Below are 22,897 nucleotides of genomic sequence, written 5' to 3' on the forward strand. Positions count from 1 at the left end.
GACTTCCTGAAAGAGACTTCGGTTGAGCTGACTAGTCGTGGCGAGATTGTGATTAACGATCGCAACGAAACCAATGTGAAAGGTGTGTTTGCTGCAGGTGACTGTACCACTGTGCCTTACAAGCAGATCATCATTGCGACCGGTGAAGGTGCAAAAGCCTCGCTGTCTGCATTTGATTACATCATCCGTTCAGGACAGTAAAAAAAAAGAGCACCTGGAATCCCCAAATTCCAGGTGCTTTATCTCAAAGAGTTATTATTATTTTCGCTTTATAGGAACTCAGGATGCTAACACCAGAGTTCCTTTTTTTACTTCTTGTTAGATCAGCCAAAAGCGTCCCCAATCGCTTGTAGCCGTTCCTTTTCTCCACACTTTTTTTGTTTTCAACCCTTATTTTTTCTGCTTTCCCCAAGGTTGTTTTTAGAATCACGAATAAATCAATTGTTTTACTTTTTGTTTAAGCTTCAAACAGCTTCAAGCTCTTAAACTTCTCCAGTAATTGTTCCTGTGTTTCACGATGCTCCGGATGAGGAATAATGCATTCAATCGGGCAGACATCTACACAGGTCTGATGTTCATAAAAACCGACGCATTCCGTACAACGTTTTACGTCAATTTCATAGAACTTTTCACCCTCGTAAATCGCTTCATTCGGGCATTCCGGTAAACACATATCGCAATTGATGCATTTGTCGGTAATCAGCAGTGCCATATTTAACCCGCCTGATAAGCCAGTGAAGATGCCGAAATATCCGCACTCGAACTTGGCAGATTACGGATGAGCAGGGCATATTGCATATCTACATCTGCTGGGGCCGGAATCTCGACGATATGACCTGAGCCTTTGGCATCTTCAATCAGATTACCTTTTTTGTCTTTCATTTCCGTTAAAGTAAAGGTGATATTGCCTCTAGTCGTCATCAGTTCCAGTGAATCACCGAGGACAAAACGGTTTTTCACATCAATCTTGATGTAGTCTCCATTACGTTCTAACACTTCACCACAGAACTGCTGATGATCGAAACTGGATGAACCATTCTCATAGTTTTGATATTCGCTATGCACATGACGGCGCAGGAAACCTTCGGTATAACCACGATTCGCCAGACCTTCAAGCTGGGTCATCAAGGATGGATCAAACGGCTTACCAGCAAGGGCATCATCAATTGCTTTACGATAAATCTGGGCAGTACGCGCACAGTAGAAATAGGACTTGGTCCGGCCTTCAATTTTTAAGGAATGTACACCAATTTTGGTAAGACGTTCGACATGCTGAACCGCGCGCAGATCTTTGGAATTCATGAAATAAGTGCCGTGTTCATCTTCTTCTGCGGCAAACATGTCTTCTTCATTGCGCTGTAACAGCACTGGCTCGTTGAATTGGTGTTGTGCCTGCATATGTGCTTCGTCGGCATCTTTGGAGCAGCAGCCTGAATCCAGATTTTTCACTGGAATCACATCACCGGTTTCATCTTCCTTGGCATCCAGCACTTTATATTCCCAACGGCAGGCATTGGTGCAGGCACCCTGATTGGCATCACGTTTGTTCATATAGCCAGACAGCATGCAACGGCCAGAATAGGCCATGCACAGTGCGCCATGAACAAAGACTTCAATCTCCATATCCGGCACTTGCTGTTTGATTTCTGCAATTTCTTCAATCGACAGTTCACGTGACAGAATGACACGGGTCAATCCCATGTTCTTCCAGAATTTGACGGTTGCCCAGTTCACGGCATTGGCCTGTACCGACAGGTGAATATCCATATGCGGGAAATGTTCACGGACCAGCATAATCAGACCGGGATCGGACATGATCAGTGCATCCGGCTGCATGTCAACCACAGGAGCTAAGTCACGAATGAAATTTTTCAGCTTGGAGTTATGTGGCTGAATATTGACGACCACGTAGAATTTTTTGCCTAATTCATGGGCTTCTTTAATACCAATCGCGAGATTTTCATGGTCAAATTCATTATTACGAACCCGCAGGCTATAACGCGGCTGGCCTGCATAGACTGCGTCTGCACCATAAGCAAAGGCATAGCGCATATTTTTTAATGAGCCTGCAGGTGAGAGAAGTTCGGTAACGTGAGAAATGCTCATGATCAAATTGAAAGACATAAAAAAAGTACGGCTTTATTCTAACCATCTAAAATCAGGATTCAACCTAGTAAATAACTCGGAATTGGAGTAATTCAACTAAATTTCAAGTTAAAAATGAAGCACTCATAAAGTTAAGAATTCCAGAAAGTTTTATGTATTTTCAAGCGATTCTAAAGTTTTTAAAATCTGGCAATGATCGATTGTGGTGGGCGTATTGCAGCTGTCACGAAGCAGCATCAGCTGTTGCTCAAATATTTGTAATTCTTTAATTTTATTTGAAATTTCCAGAAGATGCCGATCAATCATCTGATTGACTTCACAGCAGTCCTGTTCAGGGTTCTGCTCCAGTTTAATCAGATGTTCGATTTCTTTTAAAGACATGCCTAGGGTACGGCAACGTTTGATAAAAATTAAACGTTTCAAGGCTTCTTCAGCATAATAACGATACTGATTACTTGCTCGAAAATTCGGCTGTATCAAACCTTTTTTCTCGTAAAAGCGAATGCTGTCGGTACTTAAACCGGTCTTAGTCGCGATTTCTGAAATGAGATAATGTGACATAAACACCTCAGGCTTGACCTTGGAGTTACTCCATAGTTTCTAATGACTATAGCGTATTTTATATAGAAAATCCTCGGAGAATCATATGGCTTGTAGTTGTAGTCATGAACCTGCACCATCCACGCCCAATAGCAAATTCAGAACCGCCTTATGGATTGCATTATTCATTAATTTGACCTTGTTCATTGTAGAACTAGTGGGTGGTGCTTATGCGCATTCATCCGCATTATGGGCAGATGCGCTAGATTTTTTTGGAGATGCAGTAAATTATGGGATTTCACTGGCTGTATTAGGGGCAAGCCTGTATTGGCGCGCAACAGTTGCCCTGATTAAAGGATTGACCATGGCTGTATTTGGCTTGGTGGTGATCGGAAAAGTCATCTACGCTTTTATACAAGGTATACCGCCTGAAGCGCTGACTATGGGAGTTATTGGTGTGCTGGCCTTAATTGCTAACGTGATTACAGCAGTAATTTTATATGCTTTTCGAGATGGGGATGCCAATATGAAATCGGTCTGGCTCTGTAGCCGAAATGATGCGATCGGAAATGCTGCCGTGATTTTGGCGGCTGTCGGGGTGTTTGGGACGGGTAGTATGTTGCCAGATATTATTGTGGCGATAATTATGGCAGGCTTGGGGTTGACGGCCGGATACCAAGTGGTTAAGCAGGCATTCATAGAGCGAACATCTTCGAAGCAGGTTCAAATTTAAGACAATAAAAAACCGGACTTTAATGCCCGGTTTTTTAATGACATTGAATCTTATTTTTCAACGAACGCACGTTCAATCACGTAGTCGCCTAGAACGCCCATACGTGGAGATTCTTTCAGGCCATGTTGATCAAGAAGTGCAGCAACATCGTCAAGGAAGGCTGGGCTACCACATAACATGGCACGGTCAGTTTCCGGATTGAAACGTGGCAGACCGATTTTTTCAAACAGTTCACCGGTTTCAATCGCAGTCGTGACCCGACCTTGATTTGGATATTCTTCACGAGTTACGGTTGGGTAATAGATCAGTTTTTCTTTTGCGCCAAGTTCCGAGAAGAACTCATGATTTGGCACTTCATTCAGGATTAAATCTTGATAAGCCAGTTCTGAAATAAAACGCGTACCGTGAACCACGATAATTTTTTCAAAACGTTCGTAAGTTTCAGGATCGCGAATAGTGGACAAAAATGGCGCAAGTCCTGTACCTGAAGAAAGAAGATACAGGTTTTTGCCTGGATTCAGGTCATCCAGTACCAATGTGCCTGTCGGTTTTTTGGAAATCAAAATCTCATCGCCGACTTTAACTTTCTGTAAAATCGAAGTCAGTGGACCATCAGGCACTTTAATTGAGAAAAACTCTAACTCTTCTTCGTAGTTGGCGCTTGCAATTGAGTATGCGCGCATTAACGGCTTGCCATTGACTTCAAGGCCGATCATTACAAACTGACCGTTTTTAAAACGCAAAGCAGGATCACGAGTCGTTTTAAAAGAGAATAAAGTATCATTCCAGTGGTGGACGTGAGTAATCTTTTCGACGTTAAAAGCAGCCATTAAAGGTCTCAATAAGTTATCAAATTAGAACAGCTTGCTATTCTAATCTAAATTCATTCTCGATAAACTGAATATATTTAATTGAGCTTATCAAAAAAAGTGATGATGACTGAACTGACGCTACCGATTATTGGCTATATGCGTTCTCCCTACAAAGAAAAATTTGGTATCCCGCGCCAGCCCAATCTGGTTCAGGTCGAAAGTTATATTGAAATGGCCGGACCCTATAATGATCTGCTCGCCTTTGAGGGAATTGAAGAATTCAGCCATCTCTGGTTAGTCTGGCAATTTCATGACAATAAAAACCAACACGAGAGCAGCCAGTTTCGTCCACAGGTTCGTCCGCCACGTTTGGGCGGCAACAAGAAAATAGGCGTATTTGCTACGCGCAGTATGTATCGTCCCTCACCAATTGGCCTTTCAGTCGTTAAACTCAAAGAAGTTAGTAAGGTGGGCAAGCATGTCCGGGTATATGTCACAGGGAGTGACTTACTCGATGGCACACCCATTGTAGATATCAAACCTTATATTCAATATTCGGATGCGATTGTTGAAGCGCAAAGTGGTTATGCGCAGGATGAGCCTGAGCGTAAAGCCGTCATCTGGAGTGAAGAGGCGGAGCAGCAAAAACTGCATTTACTGAAATGCGGGAAAATCTCACCACAGGGTATTCAGGAGCTGGAAGCGGTTTTATCTCTAGATCCAAGGCCAGCCTATCAGGATGATAAGGAACGGATTTATGGGATGAAGTTTGCTACGGTAGATACCCATTTCAAAGTTCATACTCAGCAAGTGATAATTACTGCTATTCATCACGCTCCCTCCTGATTTATAGACTCCACCACACTAGTCCAATCAATACTGCCATTTGAATAAGCTGGACTGGGGCAAAATACAGGGCAAATTTAAATCCACCAGTCAGGGCAGCATTTACTGATTTGGCCACTGCATGGGCACCCAGACCTAATAATAGGGCATAAATAAGATGGGTGTTGGAAGGATCTCCCTGAATCACCACACCTGCCATTGCGGCATGAACCTCAAATAATGAAGCAAGCAAGGTGCCGGCCAATAAGCCGGCATTGCCAAGCCACAATTCCAGCGCATAAATTCCGGCCTGAATCAGGGTTAAAGTCACTGCAATAATGACAGCTTCTTTTAGGCTGAACATCGGGCTGTCCGCAGATTCGAGCTCTTGGACCGGTTTGGCCTTGCGCAATAATAAAAATGCGCAGGCGACCAGAATAACCATGCCCACAACGGAAGGAAGGAGCAAGAGTTTAAGCCAGGCCCAAGACACACCTCCAACGACAATAAGCAGCAAGACCAGGGTAGAGACACATGACATCAGTGCAGCCCCGGCATTTGGCTGCGCATCCATTTCACCTTTGCGTACCTGCAGGCCTAATTGGGCAACGGTCGCAGTACTGGAAACAAAGCCTGAGGCCAGTGAAGAGAGCATCAGGGCATTTTTAGTGGATAAAAAACGTTTCGCAATATGGGCTAAAGCTTGCACGACTAAAATCAGGGTCAGTAATTTCAAGATAACATAGGGGTTAAGAACTTCTCCCCATAATGGACGGTCAGGGGTAAGCGGCAAACCGATCAGTATAAGTGCAAGTAGTAACAGTCCATCCCTGAATTCAGCCTCTTTAATCCATTTTCCCGCAAAATCATGCATGGAGTGCTTGGCCATCAAAATAATGGTTAACAAGACGGCCAGTCCCGCAGACAGCGGAATATTCCAAAGACACATTGCCCCTATAAAATAAGTCATGAGGAAGGCGAGTTCTGTAGTAATGCCCGGGTCTTCAGGCTGATTACGAAGGGAAAAAATGACTATCCCTCCAATAATAAGCGCACCAGCCAGCCCGATGACCATGCCGAATAAAAAACAGAGTGCGCCCAGCAGAGCACTGAGCGCAAAGGAGCGTAATCCTGCAAAACTGGGGTGGCTTTCGCGCTGTTTATGACGTTCTCGTTCCAGGCCTATAAGCAGGCCACAGCCAAGTGCGGCAGCCAAGAGGGTTATAAGGTCCTGGAAAGAGCTGATGCTATTAAGGGGCACTGCGCTAAAATCCATATTCGGCCTCAGCGATTTAAGACGGACTGGTTAAAATATAGAAGATAAACTCCAGCTTAAACAAGCAGGAAATGGTTATGTTCCGAAACAATGTGATGGTTTTGGCATTGCATGAAGAAATAGGAACATAGTGGATCGGCCAGTGTAGATAGAGCCTGCGAAAAACTGCAAAAAGTTGTTATAGTGGAGTCAAGTTTGGGGACTGATAATAATGAAATTTGACTTTGAAATTGATACAGCCTGGTGTTTAGAGCAACTTTTTAAAGACGGTAAAATCAGTGAACGCGACCGAATGCTGGTACAGACGACGCATCGGCAACGTGAACAATTAAAATGGCATCCTTTGCAGTGGATCGCCAATTTTCATCTGGTCGATCAATCCCATCCTCAAACGACACTCACCCTGAACCGTTTATGTCAATGGCTGGCAGAAAAAACCGGCTTGATGTTCTATATCATTGATCCACTCAAAGCTGATGTGCAGGCATTGACCAATGTCATGTCACAGGAATATGCATTACGTAACCGTATTCTGGCAGTAGAAATTCAGGCAGACAAAGTTCTGATCGCTACAGATCAGCCTTATAAAACTGAATGGATGTCGAATCTTCAGCAGAATATTGCACCGAAGAAAATTGAACGGGTACTGCTTAATCCGGAACAGCTCCAGCGTTATATGGTTGAGTATTATCAGGTCAGCCGTGCAGTGAGTGGATCGCAGAAATCCTCTGCCTATGACCGGGAAAATAAGGGCGTCGAAGCCTTGCTGCAACTGGGCGATTCCCAGAATCCGGACGCCAATGACCAGCATATTGTCAAACTGGTGGACTGGGTGCTGCAATTTGCCTTTGAGCAGGGCGCCAGTGATATTCACATGGAACCGCGTAAAGATACGGGCAAGATCCGTTTCCGGATTGATGGCGTACTGCATACGATTTACAACATGCCGGCCAATACCCTGACCGCGGTCATTTCCCGGATCAAGATTCTGGGCCGGATGAATGTGGCAGAAAAACGTAAACCGCAGGATGGCCGACTAAAAACCCGCACGCCGAAAGGACAGGAAACTGAACTACGTTTATCGACCTTGCCGACGGCCTTTGGTGAAAAACTGGTAATGCGTATTTTCGATCCGGAAGTACTGGTCAGAAGCTTTCAGCAACTCGGTTTTGAAGGTCATCTGCTCAACGACTGGAACAATCTGACCAGCCACAGTCATGGCATTATTCTGGTAACGGGCCCGACCGGTTCCGGTAAAACTACTACGCTTTATTCAACCCTGAAGCAGCTGGCGACGGAACAGGTTAACGTTTGTACCATTGAAGATCCGATCGAGATGCTGGAACCCAGCTTTAACCAGATGCAGGTCAATAATGGTATTGATCTCGGTTTTGCTGATGGCGTGCGTGCGCTGATGCGTCAAGATCCGGACATTATCATGGTCGGGGAGATCCGTGATCAGGATACTGCCAATATGGCGATTCAGGCGGCATTGACCGGTCACCTGGTTCTATCGACTTTACATACCAATGATGCACCGTCGAGTCTGACCCGTCTGCATGATCTGGGGGTGCAACCTTTTCTGACGGCCGCGACTATACTTGGGATTTTGGCCCAGCGTCTGGTACGTCAGCTGTGTCCACACTGCAAACAGGAAAGTTTCCTGAACGAGCAGGAGTGGCAACATCTAGCCACGGATTATCCTTTACCTCGGCCAGAATTTGTCTTTAAGGCGGTAGGCTGTGAAGAATGCCGGCATACCGGCTATAAAGGCCGTATCGGGATTTATGAGTTTATGCCGCTGAGTCTGACCACCAAACAGTTGATTGGTGCCGATGCTAACCTGAACGAGCTGCGTCAGCAGGCCAAAAAAGAAGGGGTAGAGCCGCTCAGAATTGCCGGCGCGCGCAAGATTCTGGAAGGTGTCACTACGCTTGAAGAAGTCCTGAGAGTGGTACCCTTAAATTAATTTTAAAAATGAGGCAATCTTAAGATTCAATTCATCTTTGGCTGTTTTAATAGCATCATCGAAACAAGGGCAGAACTTTAAAAGAGGTGATTGCGATGAAAATGATGATAAATACAGTTTTGGCAGCTGCATTGATGGGTTCTATTGCAACTGCTGCAGTAGCAAGTAGCGAAACAGTTGTGAATCAGGCCGCTTTTGCCAAATCGACTACGGTCAAACAGGCACTTGCGATGAAAGATGACAGCAAAGTCCAGCTCAAAGGTTATATCGTAAAAGCAGTCGGGGATGAAAAATACCAGTTCCGTGACAGCACAGGTACTATAACTGTTGAAATTGATGATGAACTTTGGCAAGGTAAACCGATTTCAGCCAAAACCCCGGTAGTGATTACAGGTGAAATTGATATTGACTATAAACCGGCAAAACGTGTTGAAATTGATGTTGAACAGGTTCGCTTTTAATCTCGACTAAGTTACCAAAATTAATCTGAACACAGCAACAAAAAGCCACATGCAAGTTACCAAAAAGCATGTGGCTTTTTTGAGTCTGGTGCTTTTTCAGGGCAAGATAGAATAAATAAGCAGAGGGAGCACAGCATGCGTATTCTTTTGGCAGAGGATGATCAGTCTCAGGCAGAAAGTATCCAAACCTGGCTGGAAATGGATGGTTATGTAGTTGATCGGGTTGAGCGTGGTGATCATGCTATTCTGGCGATTGAGCAGCATCAGTACGATTGTATTTTGCTGGATCGTGGTCTGCCGAATGCAACAGGTGACGATATTCTAAAAAGTTTGCGTAGCCAACAGCGAGATACCCCGGTAATTTTTATCACCGCCAAAGACAGCATCAACGACCGGGTTCAAGGCCTTGATTTGGGGGCCAATGATTATCTGGTCAAGCCTTTTAGCCTGGAAGAGCTTTCCGCACGGGTACGAGCCCAGCTCAGACTGAAACAGCAAACACCGAATCATATTCTGCACTGGCAGGATCTCAGTCTGGACACTCAGGCCAAAACCCTGACCAAAGCGGGACAAGCGATCAATCTGACTGCGAAGGAATTTCAGATTCTATACAAGTTGATGCAGCAGCCTGAACATATTGTCACCCGTGAGCAGCTGGAAGAATCGCTGTATGCCTGGGGAGATGAAATTGAAAGTAATGCCATTGAAGTATTTATCTATCAGCTACGTAAAAAAATTGGCAGTCAGATGATAAAAACCATTCGCGGTCTGGGCTATCGCATGCATAAAGCTGAGGCCTAAGCTCATGTCGGCTCCAATTTCCTTGCAAACTAGGTTAATTAAACATGCGCTGTTCAGTTCCATATTGGCTGGAGTATTGGCCTGGCTGTTGTTATTGGGGATTGCCAGTTATCAGGCCAATCAGTTGCATGATGAATTAATGGAACAGATTTCTGAGCTGTTACTCGGTGATGTCACCCAAGCCAAAGACACCCAGGTTGATGAGCTCAGCGAAGAGTTTGATATCCAATATATTCTGTTACTTGATCAGCAGGTACTGACTACTTCTGTTAATCATGAGCTAGTTAATGCCATTCCCGTGACACATAAGAATGGCTTTCAGTTTGCTTATGAAAATGGCCGTTTTATCCGTATCCTGAATGAAGAAGAGGACGGTTTACAGGTAAAAATCGTACAGCCGCTTGCAGTACGCTTCAATGAGCTTTGGCAAACCACACTCGGTTTTGCCGGGATTTTATTTATTTTATGGCTCATGCAATGGCTGATTCTAAGGGTCTCGGTCAAACGCCAGTTGCGGCCATTAAACAAGATTTCGCGTGCCATTGGTTCTAAAACTGCCCAGGATCTCAGTCCGATCAAAATGCCTGATCCTGAAATCACTGAGCTGCAACCGATTGTACGCCAGCTAAATGCTATGCTCGGCCGGCTGGAGAAATCATTGGCTGCCGAACAGCGTTTTACTGCAGATGCTTCACATGAGCTGCGTTCGCCACTGTCTGCCATTCAAATGCGTCTACAGGTTTTAAAACGCAAATATCAAGATGATGCTCAGCTGCCTCAAGCATTGCAGTTGATCCAGAATGATGTCAACCGTGGTACGCAGGTGCTGGAAAACTTACTTTTACTGGCGCGACTTGATCCGGAGCGAACCGGGCAATTACCTATGCAGGCGGTCAATCTTAAAAATCTGGTTCAGGAGGCTTTACAGGCCTTACAGCCTTTTGCACAGGAAAAGGACATTCACTGGAATCTCAACCTTGAAGATGTCGTTATTGAAGCGAATCCAGAGCTGATGTTTAGCTGTATTCGCAATCTGGTCGACAATGCCATTCGTTATACGCCGTCACAGGGACGGGTTAAGATTAGAATGGTTAAAACATCGCATCCACAGTTACTGATCGAAAACTCAGGAGAGGGAATTGCTGCCGATGTACTGGAACGTTTGGGCGAACGTTTTTATCGGGCATTAGGAACACGCACTCAGGGTTCAGGTTTAGGCCTATCGATTTGCCAGAAAATTATGGCACTGCATGCAGCCAAAATTGATTATGTGCCATCGGACTTGGGCGGACTTAAAGTGTCATTGAATTTTAAGCCTGAAAGTGAAATTTCATGATGGGCAAAATAAAAAAGCAGTATGCGCTGATTCATACTGCTGCTTCCCACGTTTGTTATTATTAGAACTGATTTAATTATTTGGTCAGAATGAGACGGTTGTTGCGGGTCAGACGCAAACGATATTCTTCGCCAGCATGCATGATCCGGATTTCACGACCCAGTGCAAACAGATTGTTGGAGTGCAGCATTGGCAAGGCATGATGAGTATCATTGTTACGGGTAAATAGGCTAAATGGGGCGTTCATTCCGTCGACTCCGTGGTGTGTTTTGGATTGATTTAAATGATAATCATTATCGAATAGGTCTGTCAACGAAATATTGAGCAATTTATAAAAAACTCTAATTTGCTTACAATCTGTAAAACTTTACCGGTTCTGTACATCATGACTAAAGCTACGATTCATGTCGCAATTGCTCTTTTATTTTATCAAAATCAAGTTCTAGTCGGCTGGCGTGAAGCCAGGCAGCATCAGGGCAATAAATATGAATTTCCAGGCGGAAAAGTTGAAAAGGGTGAATTACCAGTAGAAGCCTGCCGACGCGAAGTGATGGAAGAGGTCGGTATTGATATTGAACGCTGGCATGCCTCTGATTTTATCTCCCATGAGTATGAAGATATCATCGTCAATTTGCATATTTTCCACGCTTCATTACAGCCTGCGCAACTGGCTGAAATTAAACAGCCTTGGCGCTGGTATTGTCGGGAAGAACTTGGACAGCTGAATTTTCCGAAAGCCAATCAGTCTATGATTCAAAAGCTGCAATGGCCGCAGCGGATCAAGATTTCTGAAGATCTGAATATCTTATCAAGTCTGGATACAGACCAAATGCTGTATTGGCGCGTAGACCCAACGTCTGAACGGATCATGCAATTAGCACAATGTCCGGTAGATCAACTCTCCAAGTTAATTGTTAATCAGCAGCTTTGGTCATACTTGAATGAATTGCAGCAGCAGACGATTCGCACGATTCATCTAAAACAAACCCAACTGATGGACTTCAACCTAAGTGATCTTAAAACTGGTTATCGTTACTTGGCAGCTTGCCACGACCAGAGCGCTTTGATACATGCAGAACAGATCGGGTGTGAAGCTGCGCTCCTCAGTCCGGTACTGGCGACCGAGACGCATCCGGACACTCCTGCGCTAGGCTGGGAGCGATTCAAACAAATGGCAGAGCAGGTACAGATTCCGGTTTTTGCTTTAGGTGGATTAAGAACGGAAGACCTGCATGATGCAAAATGCCAGCATGCCTATGGCATTGCCGGCATTCGTTATGTGTAAATGCTGTATTTGAACATAAGCTTTCTTTTGGTAGGTCAGATTCTATAAAAAATGACTTTAAAGCTTTTTTAATGCCTGCTGGGCTTGCTGAATCGCTTTGGCATTTTTTTGCTGCTGTGCAGATTTGAGACGAACTTGCCAGAGCTGCTTTTTCATGGCACTGGATTGGGCATAACTCAGGCCCCGTAAGGCAAAGGCATCCGCACGTGCTGGCTGATTTTTACGGTTGGCAATCATGCCCAAATACAAATACGTTTCGGATGCCTGAGGAGCCAGTCGCTGTGCCTGAGTTGCAGACGCTTCAGCTTGATCGTACTGCTGCTTGCTGTATGCCTGCTGGGTTTGCTGCATCAGACTTTTGAATGCCGGCAAATTACGGCCATCATCAAATTTTTGGCTTTTCTGCTTTTGCTCAGGAATTACAATCTTCTGACGTTTGATCTCAGGACGCTCATAAGGCGTAATCACTACACCGTCTGGTGTAGGTGTTTTAGGCTTTTCCGTTGCAGGCTTGGCAGGGCTTACTGGCTTTTCAGGCTCTACTATGGTTTGGCAGCCCACCAGACTGAGGATGAGCAAACCAGGGAGGATTTTTTTAAACATATACATGGACTCAATTATTGGCTATAACTTCCACTGGCGATAATACGTGTTTCGCTTTCAAGATCACGTTCTATTTCTGTTTCACTTTCTTGTATATAGCGATTCATGTCATCCTGTTCTGCATCAGATGCTGGAGGTTCTGAGTTAATATCATAAGGCTCAGTCGCATAATGCGAGATTCCGCAGGGAGTTGCCTGACTTGGCAGGGCATGCCGCGAAATTGGGATGTACATGGCACCTTCACAACCTTGCGCAGACAATAAACCCGTATAACGATCCAGCCAGTGCCATTGTATTTCATTCGGCTGTGGCAGGTTCACCGGTTTCTGACGTAACTGTTTCATGACATTGGTCCAAACCGGCAAAGCACCTGAAGAACCGGTTAATCCAGTGACTTTATTGTTATCCAGCCCCAGCCAGACCACAGTCATATAATTTCCCGAATATCCAGCAAACCATGAGTCTCGACTATCATTGGTCGTACCGGATTTTCCGGCAAGATTCAGACTCCGTGGCAAGCTGCTATACGCCGCACGACCTGTACCACTCGCCATAACCTGCTGCAAGCCATAATTCAGGGCATAAGCGGCAGCCGGATCAATGGTTGGTTGTACACTCAGACTATAACGATCGAGAGATCGGCCATTGGCATCGACCACAGAACGGATGGCTTTTACTGGATATCTAAAGCCGCCTGTAGCAAAATTCCCATAGATATTCATAACTTCCATAGGCGACATATCCACTGCACCCAGATAGATAGATGGATAGGAAGGTATGTTTGAAGTCACGCCAAATTGTTTGAGATGATTAATAAAAGTCGACAGGCCAAATTCCTGACCTAAACGAACGGTCGACAGGTTATAGGATTGGGAGAGCGCCTGAATCATCGGCACCATGCCATGTCCGCGCCCGCTATAATTTTTGGGTGTCCAGGTTTTTCCGTCACTCTTGATACTGATTTCACTGTCTTCGATCGGACTGGCCCAGTTGTAGCGATTAGACTCCAGTGCAGTCAGAAAAATGACCGGTTTCAATAGCGAGCCGACCTGACGCTTGGCATCTACTGTACGGTTAAAGCCAGTAAAATCTTGGGTAGAACCCACAGCGGCTACCAGTTCTCCATTTTCCGGATGTGCTACCAATACCGCACCCTGTAAATCTTTCAGGCGTCCTGGATTGGATTTACTTAAGCGTGCCACGGTATCTTTAAAACTTTCTTGAATCCGGGTTTGGGCTAAAGGATCTAAAGTGGTAAATATTCGCAGACCCTGATTGGTTAAATCGGTTTCCTGATAGTCGGTACGTAACTGACGGCGAACGATATCCAGGAAATCCGGAAAACGCGCTGGACCTAAAGTCGGTTTTGAAATGACATTAAGAGGGCGGGCTTTTTCTGTTTCATACTGATCCTCGGTCAGATAACCCATGACCAGCATGTTGTGTAGGACCACATCACGACGTTTTTTGGCAATTTCCGGATTACGCCACGGGTTATACAGGCTTGGACCCTGAACCAGACCTACTAAAAAAGCCTGTTGGGAAATATTCAGTTCACGTAGCGGCAGACCAAAATAGAACTGTGAGGCCAGACCATAACCATTAATGGAATAGTTACCATTTTGGCCTAGATTCACTTCGTTTAAATAGGCTTCCAGAATTTCATCTTTGTCATAATGCAATTCAATCAGCATCGCCATAAAGGCTTCATTAACCTTACGCTTTAAAGTACGTTCAGGGGTTAAATAGAAATTTTTGACTAGCTGCTGGGTCAGAGTTGAACCGCCCTGACGTTTACCACCGGTAATGTTGCTGACCACTGCACGCGCAATCCCGCGAGGAGATACACCATAATGATGGTAAAAATTACGGTCTTCAGTGGCAATTAAGGCGTCAATTAAAGGTTTAGGAACCCTATTAAGTTTAATTAACACACGGTCTTCATTATGCTGCGGGTAAATACCGCCAATCAATAGAGGTTCCAGACGGGCAATGCCGCTAGAAGAAGGCTTGGTCGCGCTTACTTCAGCAATCTGATCGCCACTAAAACTGACTTTTAATACCTGTTCAGGTTCAACCCGGTCACCAAAATCAAAGCCACGAGTATGTACATACAGGGTATTGCCAGTGCTGACAAAGCTGCCAGATTTAGTATAACTATCTGAATTTTTATAACCTAATAATTTGAGTTCTTGCTGGAAATCCTGCTGACTGACGGGGGCATTGACATACACTTCCATCGGGCGTGCGAAAACCTTGGCTGGAATGTCCCAGCGTTGACCTTCGAATTTTTCACGCACGATATTATCTAATCTAATCAAATAGATGCTAAATGCTACAAATGCAGAAATGACTAGAATGGAGAAGATTAAGGCAATTAACCCCATACCTCGTTCAGATTTCATAAATGATAATAAGACCCTGTGAAATTGTGCTAATCATGCGAAGCTTTTCGTTATTTTGCAATATTTAATCAAATATTGAGATTAAAATTAAAATTAAACTTCACATTTTCTCCTTAATTTCAGTCTATTTCAAATTAAATCCTACACGGCTTTATCATGTTATAAATTGTCATCCTATTCATGCTTAATGATATGATAAGCAGGATTCGAAGCGGAGCGACGACACTGGTGCAAATTTCCCACAAGACATTTCGAAATATCGGGTTAATCGGACGCCCGGATAAATCTTCAGTGGTTGAAACCTTATGCCTGATTCATGATCATCTGCTCAATTTAGGTCTACATCCTGTTTTTGATGCCGATACAGCTGAACTGGTACCTTATCAAAATACTCAGACTGTCAGCCGGGCCTTGCTAGGCGAAGTAGTTGATCTGGTAATTGTGGTGGGTGGGGATGGCTCACTTTTACACGCTGCTCGGGCACTGGTGAAATACAATACACCTGTAATTGGAGTCAACCGTGGTCGTCTGGGTTTTTTGACAGATATCAAGCCGACCGAAGTGATCTTTAAGCTGGATCAGGTGCTCAAAGGCGACTTTCAGGCAGAGCGCCGTTTCCTGCTGGAAGTGGAAGTTCGCTCTAAAGGTGAAATCATTTATGATGCCATTGCCTTGAATGATGTGGTTTTACACTCAGGCAAATCAGTACACATGATTGATTTTGAGCTGAATATTGATGGACAATATGTCTATCGTCAGCATAGTGATGGCCTGATTATCTCTACACCGACTGGTTCTACCGCCTATGCGCTGTCGGGAGGTGGGCCGATTGTTCATCCGAGTATGGATGCGATTGCGCTGGTGCCGATGCATCCGCATACCTTGTCTTCACGGCCGATTGTGGTTGGAGGGCATAGTGAAATTAAATTACTGATTCGTGAAAATCGCGTACTGCCGATGGTGAGTGCGGATGGACAGCACAGTGTGTCTTTGAATGTTGGAGATAGCGTCCATATTCGTAAGCATCCCTTTAAACTGCATCTTCTGCATCCGCCAGGTTATGACTTCTATAATGCATGCCGAACCAAACTGGGCTGGAATCAGGACTTCGATTATTTTAAGCAGGATTAACCATGAATATTGAACAAATGCTTGCCGTACTCAATCCTGAGATTGTAGAACGCTTAAGAACAGCCATTGAAATTGGCAAATGGCCAAACGGTGTGGCTTTGACTCAGGAACAGCGTCAGACCTGCATGCAGGCGGTATATGCCTGGGAAATGAAAAACCTGCCAGAAACTGAACGTAGTGGTTATATCGATCGTGGCACTAAAGAAGAAGGCGAACAATGTGATGATGATCATCACCAGCATGAGCCGGAATTCAAGCCGATCCGTTTTGTCTAATCCAGACATTAAAAAAGACCATCAATGTGGTCTTTTTTAATGTCTGTCATAAAGCCTGAGTAGTAGCATCAAACTGAAAGACGGCTATCCCAGAATTCTTTGGCTTTTTGCATCGCTGCTTCATAGCTGTCACATTCGCCCATGGTATACAGGGCAATGCCCATGGTTTCAACCACTGCAACTTCACCATATTCATGTGAATGTTTGCCTTCCCAGACTTCTTTAAACACGGATAAATCTAGTTCTTCTTCAATCGGGCTGCGATTGTCGGTTAGTTTCGGCAATTCATGCTCATACAGCTCACCCTCTTTAATCCCGCAGATTAAGGTTTTGGCATCCGGGTTACGTTCAAATTCACCGCCTTCACCTTTAATCACCGCACTGTTTTTATAACCTAAGCGGTAAGCCGATTGCTGATGTGAACTCCGATAAGCCGGATGGAAAATGGCCTGTAAAGTTGCTTTGGCATTAAAGGGATTGATCAGGCGTGCCAGCGTGTGAATTGGAGAGCGCAGTCCCATGACATTTCGCAGTGCAATCAGCTCAGACAGAATCGGAGAAATTACCTCTAAAGGTAGATAGGCGAAGTGTCTTTCTTCAAGCTGCTGCTCAACTTCCACATCATTCTGGCAGATTGGATAGCCTAAGTAAGTCAGCACCTGTTCGGTGTAAACACGATTCATGGTATGGCCTGATGCACCGTGCATGACAATCTTATAGCCCTGCTTGGCCAGAGTAAGGGCAGACAGAATAAACCATGGGTAATGTTTGCGTTTTCCAGCATAAGAGGACCAGTCCAGATCGACCTCCAGTGCTTTGAAGTTAAGCTGATCACGGGTTGCCTGAACAAAACCTGCTAATTCATCGACGGATTCTTCCTTGACCCGTAATAGCATCAGAAAAGCACCAAGCTGTACATCCAATACTTGATTGTTCAGGATCATGCTAAAAGCCTGATAAGCTTCTTCATAGCTTAAGGAGCGTGCACCATTTTTTCCCTTGCCAATAATACGAATAAACTGGGCAAAAGGATGTTCGGTATCTTTATAAATATTTCGCTTTGTGTTCATACAGATAGATCAGTCATATTCATCAAGTATTGGCATATTTTACGCTGATATTGGTATTTCACCTTCTTATTTTGCAGAATTATTATAGTTTTATAAGACTATAGTATAAGGAATATTGCCTATTATTTAGCCAAAATTAACATTTCGGGTTAAACAAAAGTCTAAAAAGCAGTTAAAATTTCCCGTGATTATTTGTGTTTGCTTCATCTCCTGATCAATGCGCTGACTTCTTTTTGAAGACCAGGGTTGCTGTGATTGTTAAACGTACATACACATTCTATTTTTAGTATCAGATTAATTCTTGATACATAGGCACTTTTTTGTTTCAGACAATCAAGTATTGGACGCTTATTTTCTTAAATAAGTAAAAACTGAATATTGCTTCTTTTTAGAAGTATATCGCGAAGTAAGGTTATGGCTAAAAAACCAATTTATAAGTCGCTTTATTTTCAAGTGATCGTAGCCATTATTGCGGGTATCCTGGTCGGACATTTCTCGCCAAGTGGTACACAAATTATTAATGGTGCAGAACAATATGTTCCGGGTCTAGGTGAGCAGCTAAAGCCACTTGGTGATGCATTTATCCGTTTAATCAAAATGATCATCGCTCCTGTGATTTTCTGTACTGTGGTTAGTGGTATCGCAGGCATGGAGAGCATGAAATCAGTTGGTAAAACTGGTGGTGTGGCTCTACTTTACTTTGAAATCGTTTCAACGATTGCTTTGGTGATTGGTCTGCTGGTCATTAACATCGTGAAGCCAGGCGTCGGCATGAACGTTGATCCAGCCAGTCTGGATACTGCGGGAATCTCGAAGTATGTAGCTTCAGGCGAGTCGCAGTCTACCCTTGATTTCCTGATGAATATTATTCCGAATACGGTAGTGGGAGCTTTCGCTGAAGGTGAAATCCTGCAAGTACTTTTATTCGCGATCCTGTTCGGTTTTGCGCTGCATAAATTGGGTGCACAAGGGAAGCCGGTACTTAAACTGATTGACCAGATTTCACATGTGTTCTTTAACATCGTGAATATGATCATGAAACTTGCTCCAATTGGTGCATTCGGAGCCATGGCATTCACAATTGGTAAATACGGTATTGGATCACTGGCGCAGTTGGCTCAACTGATCATCTGTTTCTATATCACATGTTTGCTGTTTATTTTCATTGTTTTGGGTTCAATTGCGCGTTTCACAGGTTTTAGCATCATGAAGATGATCCGCCTGATTCGTGAAGAGTTGCTGATTGTACTCGGTACGTCCTCCTCTGAGTCGGTACTGCCTCGTATGCTGAAGAAACTGGAGCTTGCGGGTGCTGAAAAATCAGTGGTTGGTCTGGTGATTCCAACAGGTTATTCATTTAACCTGGATGGTACGTCAATTTACCTGACCATGGCAGCGATCTTTATTGCACAAGCCACCAATACACAGCTTGATTTATCTCACCAGATTACCTTGCTTCTAGTATTGTTAATTTCTTCTAAAGGTGCAGCAGGTGTCACCGGTTCGGGCTTTATTGTTATGGCGGCAACTCTGGCAGCTGTAGGAAATATTCCTGTTGCGGGCCTGGCCTTGATTTTGGGTATTGACCGTTTCATGTCTGAAGCGCGTGCTTTGACTAACCTGGTCGGTAACTCTTTGGCTACTTTAGTTGTGGCGAAATGGGTTGGTCAGTTAGATATGGATAAGCTCAACTATGCATTAGCAAATCCAGCTGAAATTGATGAAAAAATGGCGCAAGAAGGCAATAGCGCTCACTAAGTTAGAATGAGTCTTTAAGATCTTAAAAAAGGAAGCTTCAGCTTCCTTTTTGTTTTTTTATTTGACTGTGAAGTTAGCAAAAAAACCCATCAGGCACATGACAGTAGCTATAAAAATAGTTAGCCTGTGGACAGGAAATAAAATGATAAACACCATAAGGATACAAGAATGCTGGCTTACGATGCTGACCTGGAACTTTTCCGCGACAATTTCAAACGCTTTATGAACGAACATGTAGCACCTTACTATGAACAGTGGGAGCGTGAGGGCATGATGCCGCGTTCAGTCTGGAATGCGCTGGGTGAAAATGGATTCTTGTGTGTCGATGTCCCAGAAGAATATGGCGGCTATGGTGTGCCGACGCATTACTCCCTGATGCTGATTGAAGAGTCGGCACGAGCAGGCTATAGCGCAATTTCAACCGGTTTGTCTTGCCATTCAGATATTGCTGCACCGTATATTCTGCATATTGGGACTGAAGAACAGAAAAAATACTGGTTGCCAAAAATGGTTTCAGGCGAAGTAGTGGGTGCGATTGGCATGACCGAGCCGGGCGCAGGCTCAGATTTGCAGGCCATGCGTACTAATGCCATCTTGCAGGATGATCATTATTTGCTGAATGGTTCCAAAACCTTTATTTCTAATGGCCAGCATGCCGATCTGGTAGTTTTGGCAGTGAAGACTGATCCGCAAGCCCGTGCCAAAGGTGTGTCTTTAATGCTGGTCGATACGCATCTGGAAGGCTTTAAAAAGGGTCAAAATCTGGACAAAATTGGCCTGCATTCTCAGGACACTTCTGAGCTGTTTTTTGATAATGTCAAAGTGCCTAAAGAGCAGTTGCTGGGGCAAGCAGGTCAGGGCTTTGCTTATCTGATGCAAGAACTACCACGCGAACGCACAGCTATTGCTGCGACAGCTTTGGGTGCGATTCGTGGTTCTATCGATGTAACGACGCAATATGTGAAAGAACGCCAGGCTTTTGGTCAGGCGATTGCTCAGTTCCAGAATACCCGTTTTGTTCTGGCACAGGCCAAAATTGATGAACTGGCAACAGCAGCTTTTTATAACCAGAATGTCGAGCTGTATATGCAGGATAAACTGGACGTAGAAACTGCAGCCGCTTTGAAGAGCTTTTCGACCGATATGCAGATGAAAATTGCTGACAATTTGCTCCAGCTCTTTGGTGGTTATGGCTATATGACCGAATATCCGATTTCACGTTTCTTTGTGGATGCACGAATCCAGCGGATTTATGGCGGTACCAATGAAATCATGAAGGAAATCGTGGCACGGGGGCTGCTGGGGCGTTAACTGCTCAAGTACTAAAAAGAGTCCTGAAGGGCTCTTTTTTACGCGAGAAATAATCCAAATGGTAAATGTTCTTTTAATTTTTATGATTTTAAGACATTCAAACATTCATTAATAAAAATAGGTAAATCATTGGGCAGGCGTGATGAAATCAACTGATTATTGTCATTTACCAGCTCGACATCATAGTAAGTGCCACCGGCATGCCGTACACGGCTAGCATGCGCGCGAATACTGGTAATAATTCGATTTTTCAGTACATCTGCTTCGCACAGGAGTAAAGAGGCATCACATAAACTAAAGATGGTTTTTTTGGCCTGATTAAAGGCTTGGATAAATTGCAGCACCCGGAGATCGGTAGATAAAGAAACTGCAGATTCACCGCCAGGAATCAGTAAGGCATCAAAATCATCAATACTGATTTGTTCGATGCCGCGGTCAATTGTCACACTTGACTGACCATGCAGGCCGTAGACTATTTTTCCTGCATTGAGCTCAATGTTGCAGATGCTATGCTGTGCTGCCAGCAAGGCTGCAACAGGTTCAAGATATTCCTGGTCTTCAAAATTATTCGTTACAAGTACAGCTATTCTTTTTGGCATGACTGACACCCAAACGTATGTTTTAAATTAGACTATCTACGATTGGTTAAAAAATCGTCTCCGCTTTGTAATCAAGTGGTGGTGGAATGTAAAAATATTAGCTAAGTCAAAGATAAACCTAGAAAAATGAGGTTGGATAGAGTGCATTTTATTGTGAAATCTATATCAGATATCATTCTCTTAAAAGCTAAGGTCATATCGCAATTATTTTAATTTTCTTATGCTTAAAACCGTTATCTAGATTAAGAAATAGTGATATTTCATCTTGATAAAAATCAGTTAAGATGAGCATGCAAAGTTTACAATTTGATAATGTAAATTCGGTGGAAATAGTGAAAGAAATGTTACCAGATATGACTAAAGTGATGAACGGTTAAAATCAACTCCTTATTTTTAAGAATTAATCTACTAAAGTTATATTGTGTAACATTTACAGCACACTATTGTTATACTGCACAGATAAGGTTTATACAGGGCGACATCACGATGATCAACGACGATCAAAACACAACGGCTTCTTTAGATTTGGCTAAAATTCGTGAAGATATCGATTCAGTTGATCAGCAGATCCAGCAGTTGATTAACCGTCGCGCGCGTTTGGCCGAGGCAGTCGCAAAAGCGAAATTTGCTTCTGAAGAAAATCCGCTGTTTTACCGTCCGGAACGTGAAGCACAAGTCCTGCGCAATGTTATGGAGCGCAATGAGGGGCCATTGTCGGATACCACCATGGCACGTCTGTTTCGCGAAATCATGTCAGCATGTTTAGCGCTTGAAGCACCACAAAGTATTGCTTTCCTTGGACCTATTGGTACCTACACACACTCGGCAGTACTCAAACACTTTGGTCATGATGCCGTGGTTCGTCCATTACCCACCATTGATGAAGTGTTTCGTGAAGTAGAGGCGGGCAGTGCACATTATGGTCTGGTACCGGTTGAAAACTCGTCTGAAGGTGTGGTGAACCATACTTTGGACTGTTTCAAAACCTCGCATCTGAATGTCATTGGTGAAGTTGAATTACCGATTCATCACCAGTTCCTGATCTCGGAAAATACCCGTAAAGACAGTATCAAGCAGATTTATGCACATCAGCAAACTCTGGCACAATGCCGTAAATGGCTAGATGCCCATTATCCAGGGGTAGAGCGTGTTGCACTCAGCTCAAATGCCGAAGCTGCACGACGTATTCAGAATGAGTGGCACTCTGCCGCAATTGCCTCTGAAATTGCTGCGAACATCTACAATCTTGAGATCATGCACAGCAATATCGAGGACAATCCGGAAAACACCACACGTTTTCTGGTGATTGGTCGTGAAAAAGTACCACAAAGCGGTAATGACAAAACTTCACTGCTGGTATCAGCACATGACCGTGCTGGTGCATTGCTAGAAATTCTGGCGCCATTTGCCAAACACAACATTAGTCTTACCAGTATTGAAACCCGTCCTGCACTTCCTGAAAAATGGGCTTATGTGTTCTTCATTGATCTTGAAGGTCATATTGAACAGGAGCATGTGAGAGCAGCGATTGAAGAAATTCGCCCGCTCGTGAAAGAAGTTCGCGTGCTTGGTTCATATCCTGCAGCTGTTTTATAAAAGCA

Annotated in this window: 23 protein-coding genes; 13 read left to right on the top strand and 10 right to left on the bottom strand. The window is 44.1% G+C overall.

The window, feature by feature from the left end; all coding sequences use genetic code 11:
- Positions 1-201 (top strand): FAD-dependent oxidoreductase (locus tag AY607_RS03910; protein ID WP_171255274.1); only part of this gene is annotated, 201 nt, incomplete at its 5' end.
- Between the two features lie 256 nt (positions 202-457).
- On the opposite strand, the gene AY607_RS03915 is transcribed toward AY607_RS03910, so the two are convergent.
- The 3 genes from AY607_RS03915 to AY607_RS03925 form a co-directional block, all read right to left on the bottom strand.
- The gene (locus tag AY607_RS03915; RefSeq protein ID WP_064096602.1) at positions 458-712 is read right to left on the bottom strand and encodes a YfhL family 4Fe-4S dicluster ferredoxin; all 255 of its coding nucleotides are present in this window, start codon (positions 710-712) and stop codon (positions 458-460) included.
- Between the two features lie 2 nt (positions 713-714).
- On the bottom strand, positions 715-2,124 hold the full coding sequence (yegQ, locus tag AY607_RS03920) for a tRNA 5-hydroxyuridine modification protein YegQ (protein WP_064096603.1): 1,410 nt from the start codon (positions 2,122-2,124) through the stop codon (positions 715-717).
- A 132-nt stretch (positions 2,125-2,256) separates the two neighbouring features.
- Entirely contained in the window at positions 2,257-2,667 is a 411-nt protein-coding gene (locus tag AY607_RS03925) for a Cd(II)/Pb(II)-responsive transcriptional regulator (protein ID WP_064096604.1), read from the bottom strand.
- 85 nt (positions 2,668-2,752) lie between these two features.
- On the opposite strand from AY607_RS03925, the gene AY607_RS03930 reads away from it, so the two are divergent.
- Positions 2,753-3,379 (top strand): cation transporter, encoded by a 627-nt coding sequence (locus AY607_RS03930; RefSeq protein WP_064096605.1) that lies wholly within the window; start codon positions 2,753-2,755, stop codon positions 3,377-3,379.
- Between the two features lie 50 nt (positions 3,380-3,429).
- Here AY607_RS03930 and AY607_RS03935 read toward each other — a convergent pair whose 3' ends face one another.
- A complete protein-coding gene (locus AY607_RS03935) occupies positions 3,430-4,209 on the bottom strand; it encodes a ferredoxin--NADP reductase (RefSeq protein ID WP_064096606.1) in 780 nt (259 codons plus the stop codon).
- 105 nt (positions 4,210-4,314) lie between these two features.
- On the opposite strand from AY607_RS03935, the gene tsaA reads away from it, so the two are divergent.
- On the top strand, positions 4,315-5,037 hold the full coding sequence (gene tsaA, locus AY607_RS03940) for a tRNA (N6-threonylcarbamoyladenosine(37)-N6)-methyltransferase TrmO (protein ID WP_064096674.1): 723 nt from the start codon (positions 4,315-4,317) through the stop codon (positions 5,035-5,037).
- A gap of 1 nt (position 5,038) precedes the next feature.
- On the opposite strand, the gene AY607_RS03945 is transcribed toward tsaA, so the two are convergent.
- On the bottom strand, positions 5,039-6,292 hold the full coding sequence (locus AY607_RS03945) for an MgtC/SapB family protein (protein WP_064101835.1): 1,254 nt from the start codon (positions 6,290-6,292) through the stop codon (positions 5,039-5,041).
- A gap of 211 nt (positions 6,293-6,503) precedes the next feature.
- On the opposite strand from AY607_RS03945, the gene AY607_RS03950 reads away from it, so the two are divergent.
- From AY607_RS03950 to AY607_RS03965, 4 genes are all read left to right on the top strand, one after another.
- Positions 6,504-8,261 carry a GspE/PulE family protein gene (locus AY607_RS03950; RefSeq protein WP_064101836.1) on the top strand — a complete coding sequence of 586 codons (1,758 nt, stop codon included), beginning with the start codon at positions 6,504-6,506 and terminating at the stop codon, positions 8,259-8,261.
- Between the two features lie 95 nt (positions 8,262-8,356).
- Positions 8,357-8,722 carry a NirD/YgiW/YdeI family stress tolerance protein gene (locus AY607_RS03955; protein WP_064096609.1) on the top strand — a complete coding sequence of 122 codons (366 nt, stop codon included), beginning with the start codon at positions 8,357-8,359 and terminating at the stop codon, positions 8,720-8,722.
- A 135-nt stretch (positions 8,723-8,857) separates the two neighbouring features.
- Positions 8,858-9,523 (top strand): response regulator transcription factor, encoded by a 666-nt coding sequence (locus AY607_RS03960; protein WP_064096610.1) that lies wholly within the window; start codon positions 8,858-8,860, stop codon positions 9,521-9,523.
- 4 nt (positions 9,524-9,527) lie between these two features.
- Positions 9,528-10,859, top strand: a complete 1,332-nt coding sequence (locus AY607_RS03965) for an ATP-binding protein (RefSeq protein WP_064096611.1) — start codon at positions 9,528-9,530, stop codon at positions 10,857-10,859.
- 76 nt (positions 10,860-10,935) lie between these two features.
- Here the strand turns inward: AY607_RS03965 and hemP are convergent, their stop codons facing one another.
- Positions 10,936-11,106 (bottom strand): hemin uptake protein HemP, encoded by a 171-nt coding sequence (gene hemP / locus AY607_RS03970; RefSeq protein WP_004645578.1) that lies wholly within the window; start codon positions 11,104-11,106, stop codon positions 10,936-10,938.
- A 138-nt stretch (positions 11,107-11,244) separates the two neighbouring features.
- Here hemP and AY607_RS03975 point away from each other — a divergent pair, with 138 nt between their 5' ends.
- Entirely contained in the window at positions 11,245-12,144 is a 900-nt protein-coding gene (locus AY607_RS03975) for an NUDIX domain-containing protein (RefSeq protein WP_064096612.1), read from the top strand.
- Positions 12,145-12,201: 57 nt separating this feature from the next.
- On the opposite strand, the gene AY607_RS03980 is transcribed toward AY607_RS03975, so the two are convergent.
- Entirely contained in the window at positions 12,202-12,747 is a 546-nt protein-coding gene (locus AY607_RS03980) for a tetratricopeptide repeat protein (RefSeq protein ID WP_064101837.1), read from the bottom strand.
- A 14-nt stretch (positions 12,748-12,761) separates the two neighbouring features.
- Positions 12,762-15,152, bottom strand: a complete 2,391-nt coding sequence (mrcB, locus tag AY607_RS03985; protein WP_064096614.1) for a penicillin-binding protein 1B — start codon at positions 15,150-15,152, stop codon at positions 12,762-12,764.
- 192 nt (positions 15,153-15,344) lie between these two features.
- On the opposite strand from mrcB, the gene AY607_RS03990 reads away from it, so the two are divergent.
- The gene (locus tag AY607_RS03990; protein WP_064101838.1) at positions 15,345-16,283 is read left to right on the top strand and encodes an NAD(+) kinase; all 939 of its coding nucleotides are present in this window, start codon (positions 15,345-15,347) and stop codon (positions 16,281-16,283) included.
- A 2-nt stretch (positions 16,284-16,285) separates the two neighbouring features.
- Positions 16,286-16,558: a YeaC family protein gene (locus AY607_RS03995; RefSeq protein WP_064096615.1), complete on the top strand. Its 273-nt coding sequence runs from the start codon at positions 16,286-16,288 to the stop codon at positions 16,556-16,558.
- A gap of 68 nt (positions 16,559-16,626) precedes the next feature.
- On the opposite strand, the gene AY607_RS04000 is transcribed toward AY607_RS03995, so the two are convergent.
- Positions 16,627-17,628, bottom strand: coding sequence for a glycosyl transferase family protein (locus AY607_RS04000; protein ID WP_064101839.1), 1,002 nt, complete (start codon positions 17,626-17,628; stop codon positions 16,627-16,629).
- Between the two features lie 414 nt (positions 17,629-18,042).
- Between AY607_RS04000 and AY607_RS04005 the strand changes: the two genes are divergently transcribed.
- Positions 18,043-19,386: a dicarboxylate/amino acid:cation symporter gene (locus tag AY607_RS04005; RefSeq protein WP_064101840.1), complete on the top strand. Its 1,344-nt coding sequence runs from the start codon at positions 18,043-18,045 to the stop codon at positions 19,384-19,386.
- A gap of 168 nt (positions 19,387-19,554) precedes the next feature.
- On the top strand, positions 19,555-20,697 hold the full coding sequence (locus tag AY607_RS04010; protein ID WP_064101841.1) for an acyl-CoA dehydrogenase family protein: 1,143 nt from the start codon (positions 19,555-19,557) through the stop codon (positions 20,695-20,697).
- Between the two features lie 80 nt (positions 20,698-20,777).
- Here the strand turns inward: AY607_RS04010 and AY607_RS04015 are convergent, their stop codons facing one another.
- Positions 20,778-21,296 (bottom strand): DJ-1/PfpI family protein, encoded by a 519-nt coding sequence (locus AY607_RS04015; RefSeq protein ID WP_064101842.1) that lies wholly within the window; start codon positions 21,294-21,296, stop codon positions 20,778-20,780.
- A 486-nt stretch (positions 21,297-21,782) separates the two neighbouring features.
- Here AY607_RS04015 and pheA point away from each other — a divergent pair, with 486 nt between their 5' ends.
- On the top strand, positions 21,783-22,892 hold the full coding sequence (gene pheA / locus AY607_RS04020) for a prephenate dehydratase (RefSeq protein ID WP_064096620.1): 1,110 nt from the start codon (positions 21,783-21,785) through the stop codon (positions 22,890-22,892).
- The last annotated feature ends 5 nt before the right edge of the window (positions 22,893-22,897 follow it).

This window comes from Acinetobacter sp. SFA (assembly GCF_001647535.1).
GTDB lineage: Bacteria > Pseudomonadota > Gammaproteobacteria > Pseudomonadales > Moraxellaceae > Acinetobacter > Acinetobacter pecorum.

What these genes read in the sequence shown, in the direction of transcription:
- AY607_RS03915 (WP_064096602.1), bottom strand. Translation starts at nt 712, where the DNA reads ATGGCACTGCTGATTACCGACAAATGCATCAATTGCGATATGTGTTTA.
- yegQ (WP_064096603.1), bottom strand. Translation starts at nt 2,124, where the DNA reads ATGTCTTTCAATTTGATCATGAGCATTTCTCACGTTACCGAACTTCTC.
- AY607_RS03925 (WP_064096604.1), bottom strand. Translation starts at nt 2,667, where the DNA reads ATGTCACATTATCTCATTTCAGAAATCGCGACTAAGACCGGTTTAAGT.
- AY607_RS03930 (WP_064096605.1), top strand. Translation starts at nt 2,753, where the DNA reads ATGGCTTGTAGTTGTAGTCATGAACCTGCACCATCCACGCCCAATAGC.
- AY607_RS03935 (WP_064096606.1), bottom strand. Translation starts at nt 4,209, where the DNA reads ATGGCTGCTTTTAACGTCGAAAAGATTACTCACGTCCACCACTGGAAT.
- tsaA (WP_064096674.1), top strand. Translation starts at nt 4,315, where the DNA reads ATGACTGAACTGACGCTACCGATTATTGGCTATATGCGTTCTCCCTAC.
- AY607_RS03945 (WP_064101835.1), bottom strand. Translation starts at nt 6,292, where the DNA reads ATGGATTTTAGCGCAGTGCCCCTTAATAGCATCAGCTCTTTCCAGGAC.
- AY607_RS03950 (WP_064101836.1), top strand. Translation starts at nt 6,504, where the DNA reads ATGAAATTTGACTTTGAAATTGATACAGCCTGGTGTTTAGAGCAACTT.
- AY607_RS03955 (WP_064096609.1), top strand. Translation starts at nt 8,357, where the DNA reads ATGAAAATGATGATAAATACAGTTTTGGCAGCTGCATTGATGGGTTCT.
- AY607_RS03960 (WP_064096610.1), top strand. Translation starts at nt 8,858, where the DNA reads ATGCGTATTCTTTTGGCAGAGGATGATCAGTCTCAGGCAGAAAGTATC.
- AY607_RS03965 (WP_064096611.1), top strand. Translation starts at nt 9,528, where the DNA reads ATGTCGGCTCCAATTTCCTTGCAAACTAGGTTAATTAAACATGCGCTG.
- hemP (WP_004645578.1), bottom strand. Translation starts at nt 11,106, where the DNA reads ATGAACGCCCCATTTAGCCTATTTACCCGTAACAATGATACTCATCAT.
- AY607_RS03975 (WP_064096612.1), top strand. Translation starts at nt 11,245, where the DNA reads ATGACTAAAGCTACGATTCATGTCGCAATTGCTCTTTTATTTTATCAA.
- AY607_RS03980 (WP_064101837.1), bottom strand. Translation starts at nt 12,747, where the DNA reads ATGTTTAAAAAAATCCTCCCTGGTTTGCTCATCCTCAGTCTGGTGGGC.
- mrcB (WP_064096614.1), bottom strand. Translation starts at nt 15,152, where the DNA reads ATGAAATCTGAACGAGGTATGGGGTTAATTGCCTTAATCTTCTCCATT.
- AY607_RS03990 (WP_064101838.1), top strand. Translation starts at nt 15,345, where the DNA reads ATGATAAGCAGGATTCGAAGCGGAGCGACGACACTGGTGCAAATTTCC.
- AY607_RS03995 (WP_064096615.1), top strand. Translation starts at nt 16,286, where the DNA reads ATGAATATTGAACAAATGCTTGCCGTACTCAATCCTGAGATTGTAGAA.
- AY607_RS04000 (WP_064101839.1), bottom strand. Translation starts at nt 17,628, where the DNA reads ATGAACACAAAGCGAAATATTTATAAAGATACCGAACATCCTTTTGCC.
- AY607_RS04005 (WP_064101840.1), top strand. Translation starts at nt 18,043, where the DNA reads ATGGCTAAAAAACCAATTTATAAGTCGCTTTATTTTCAAGTGATCGTA.
- AY607_RS04010 (WP_064101841.1), top strand. Translation starts at nt 19,555, where the DNA reads ATGCTGGCTTACGATGCTGACCTGGAACTTTTCCGCGACAATTTCAAA.
- AY607_RS04015 (WP_064101842.1), bottom strand. Translation starts at nt 21,296, where the DNA reads ATGCCAAAAAGAATAGCTGTACTTGTAACGAATAATTTTGAAGACCAG.
- pheA (WP_064096620.1), top strand. Translation starts at nt 21,783, where the DNA reads ATGATCAACGACGATCAAAACACAACGGCTTCTTTAGATTTGGCTAAA.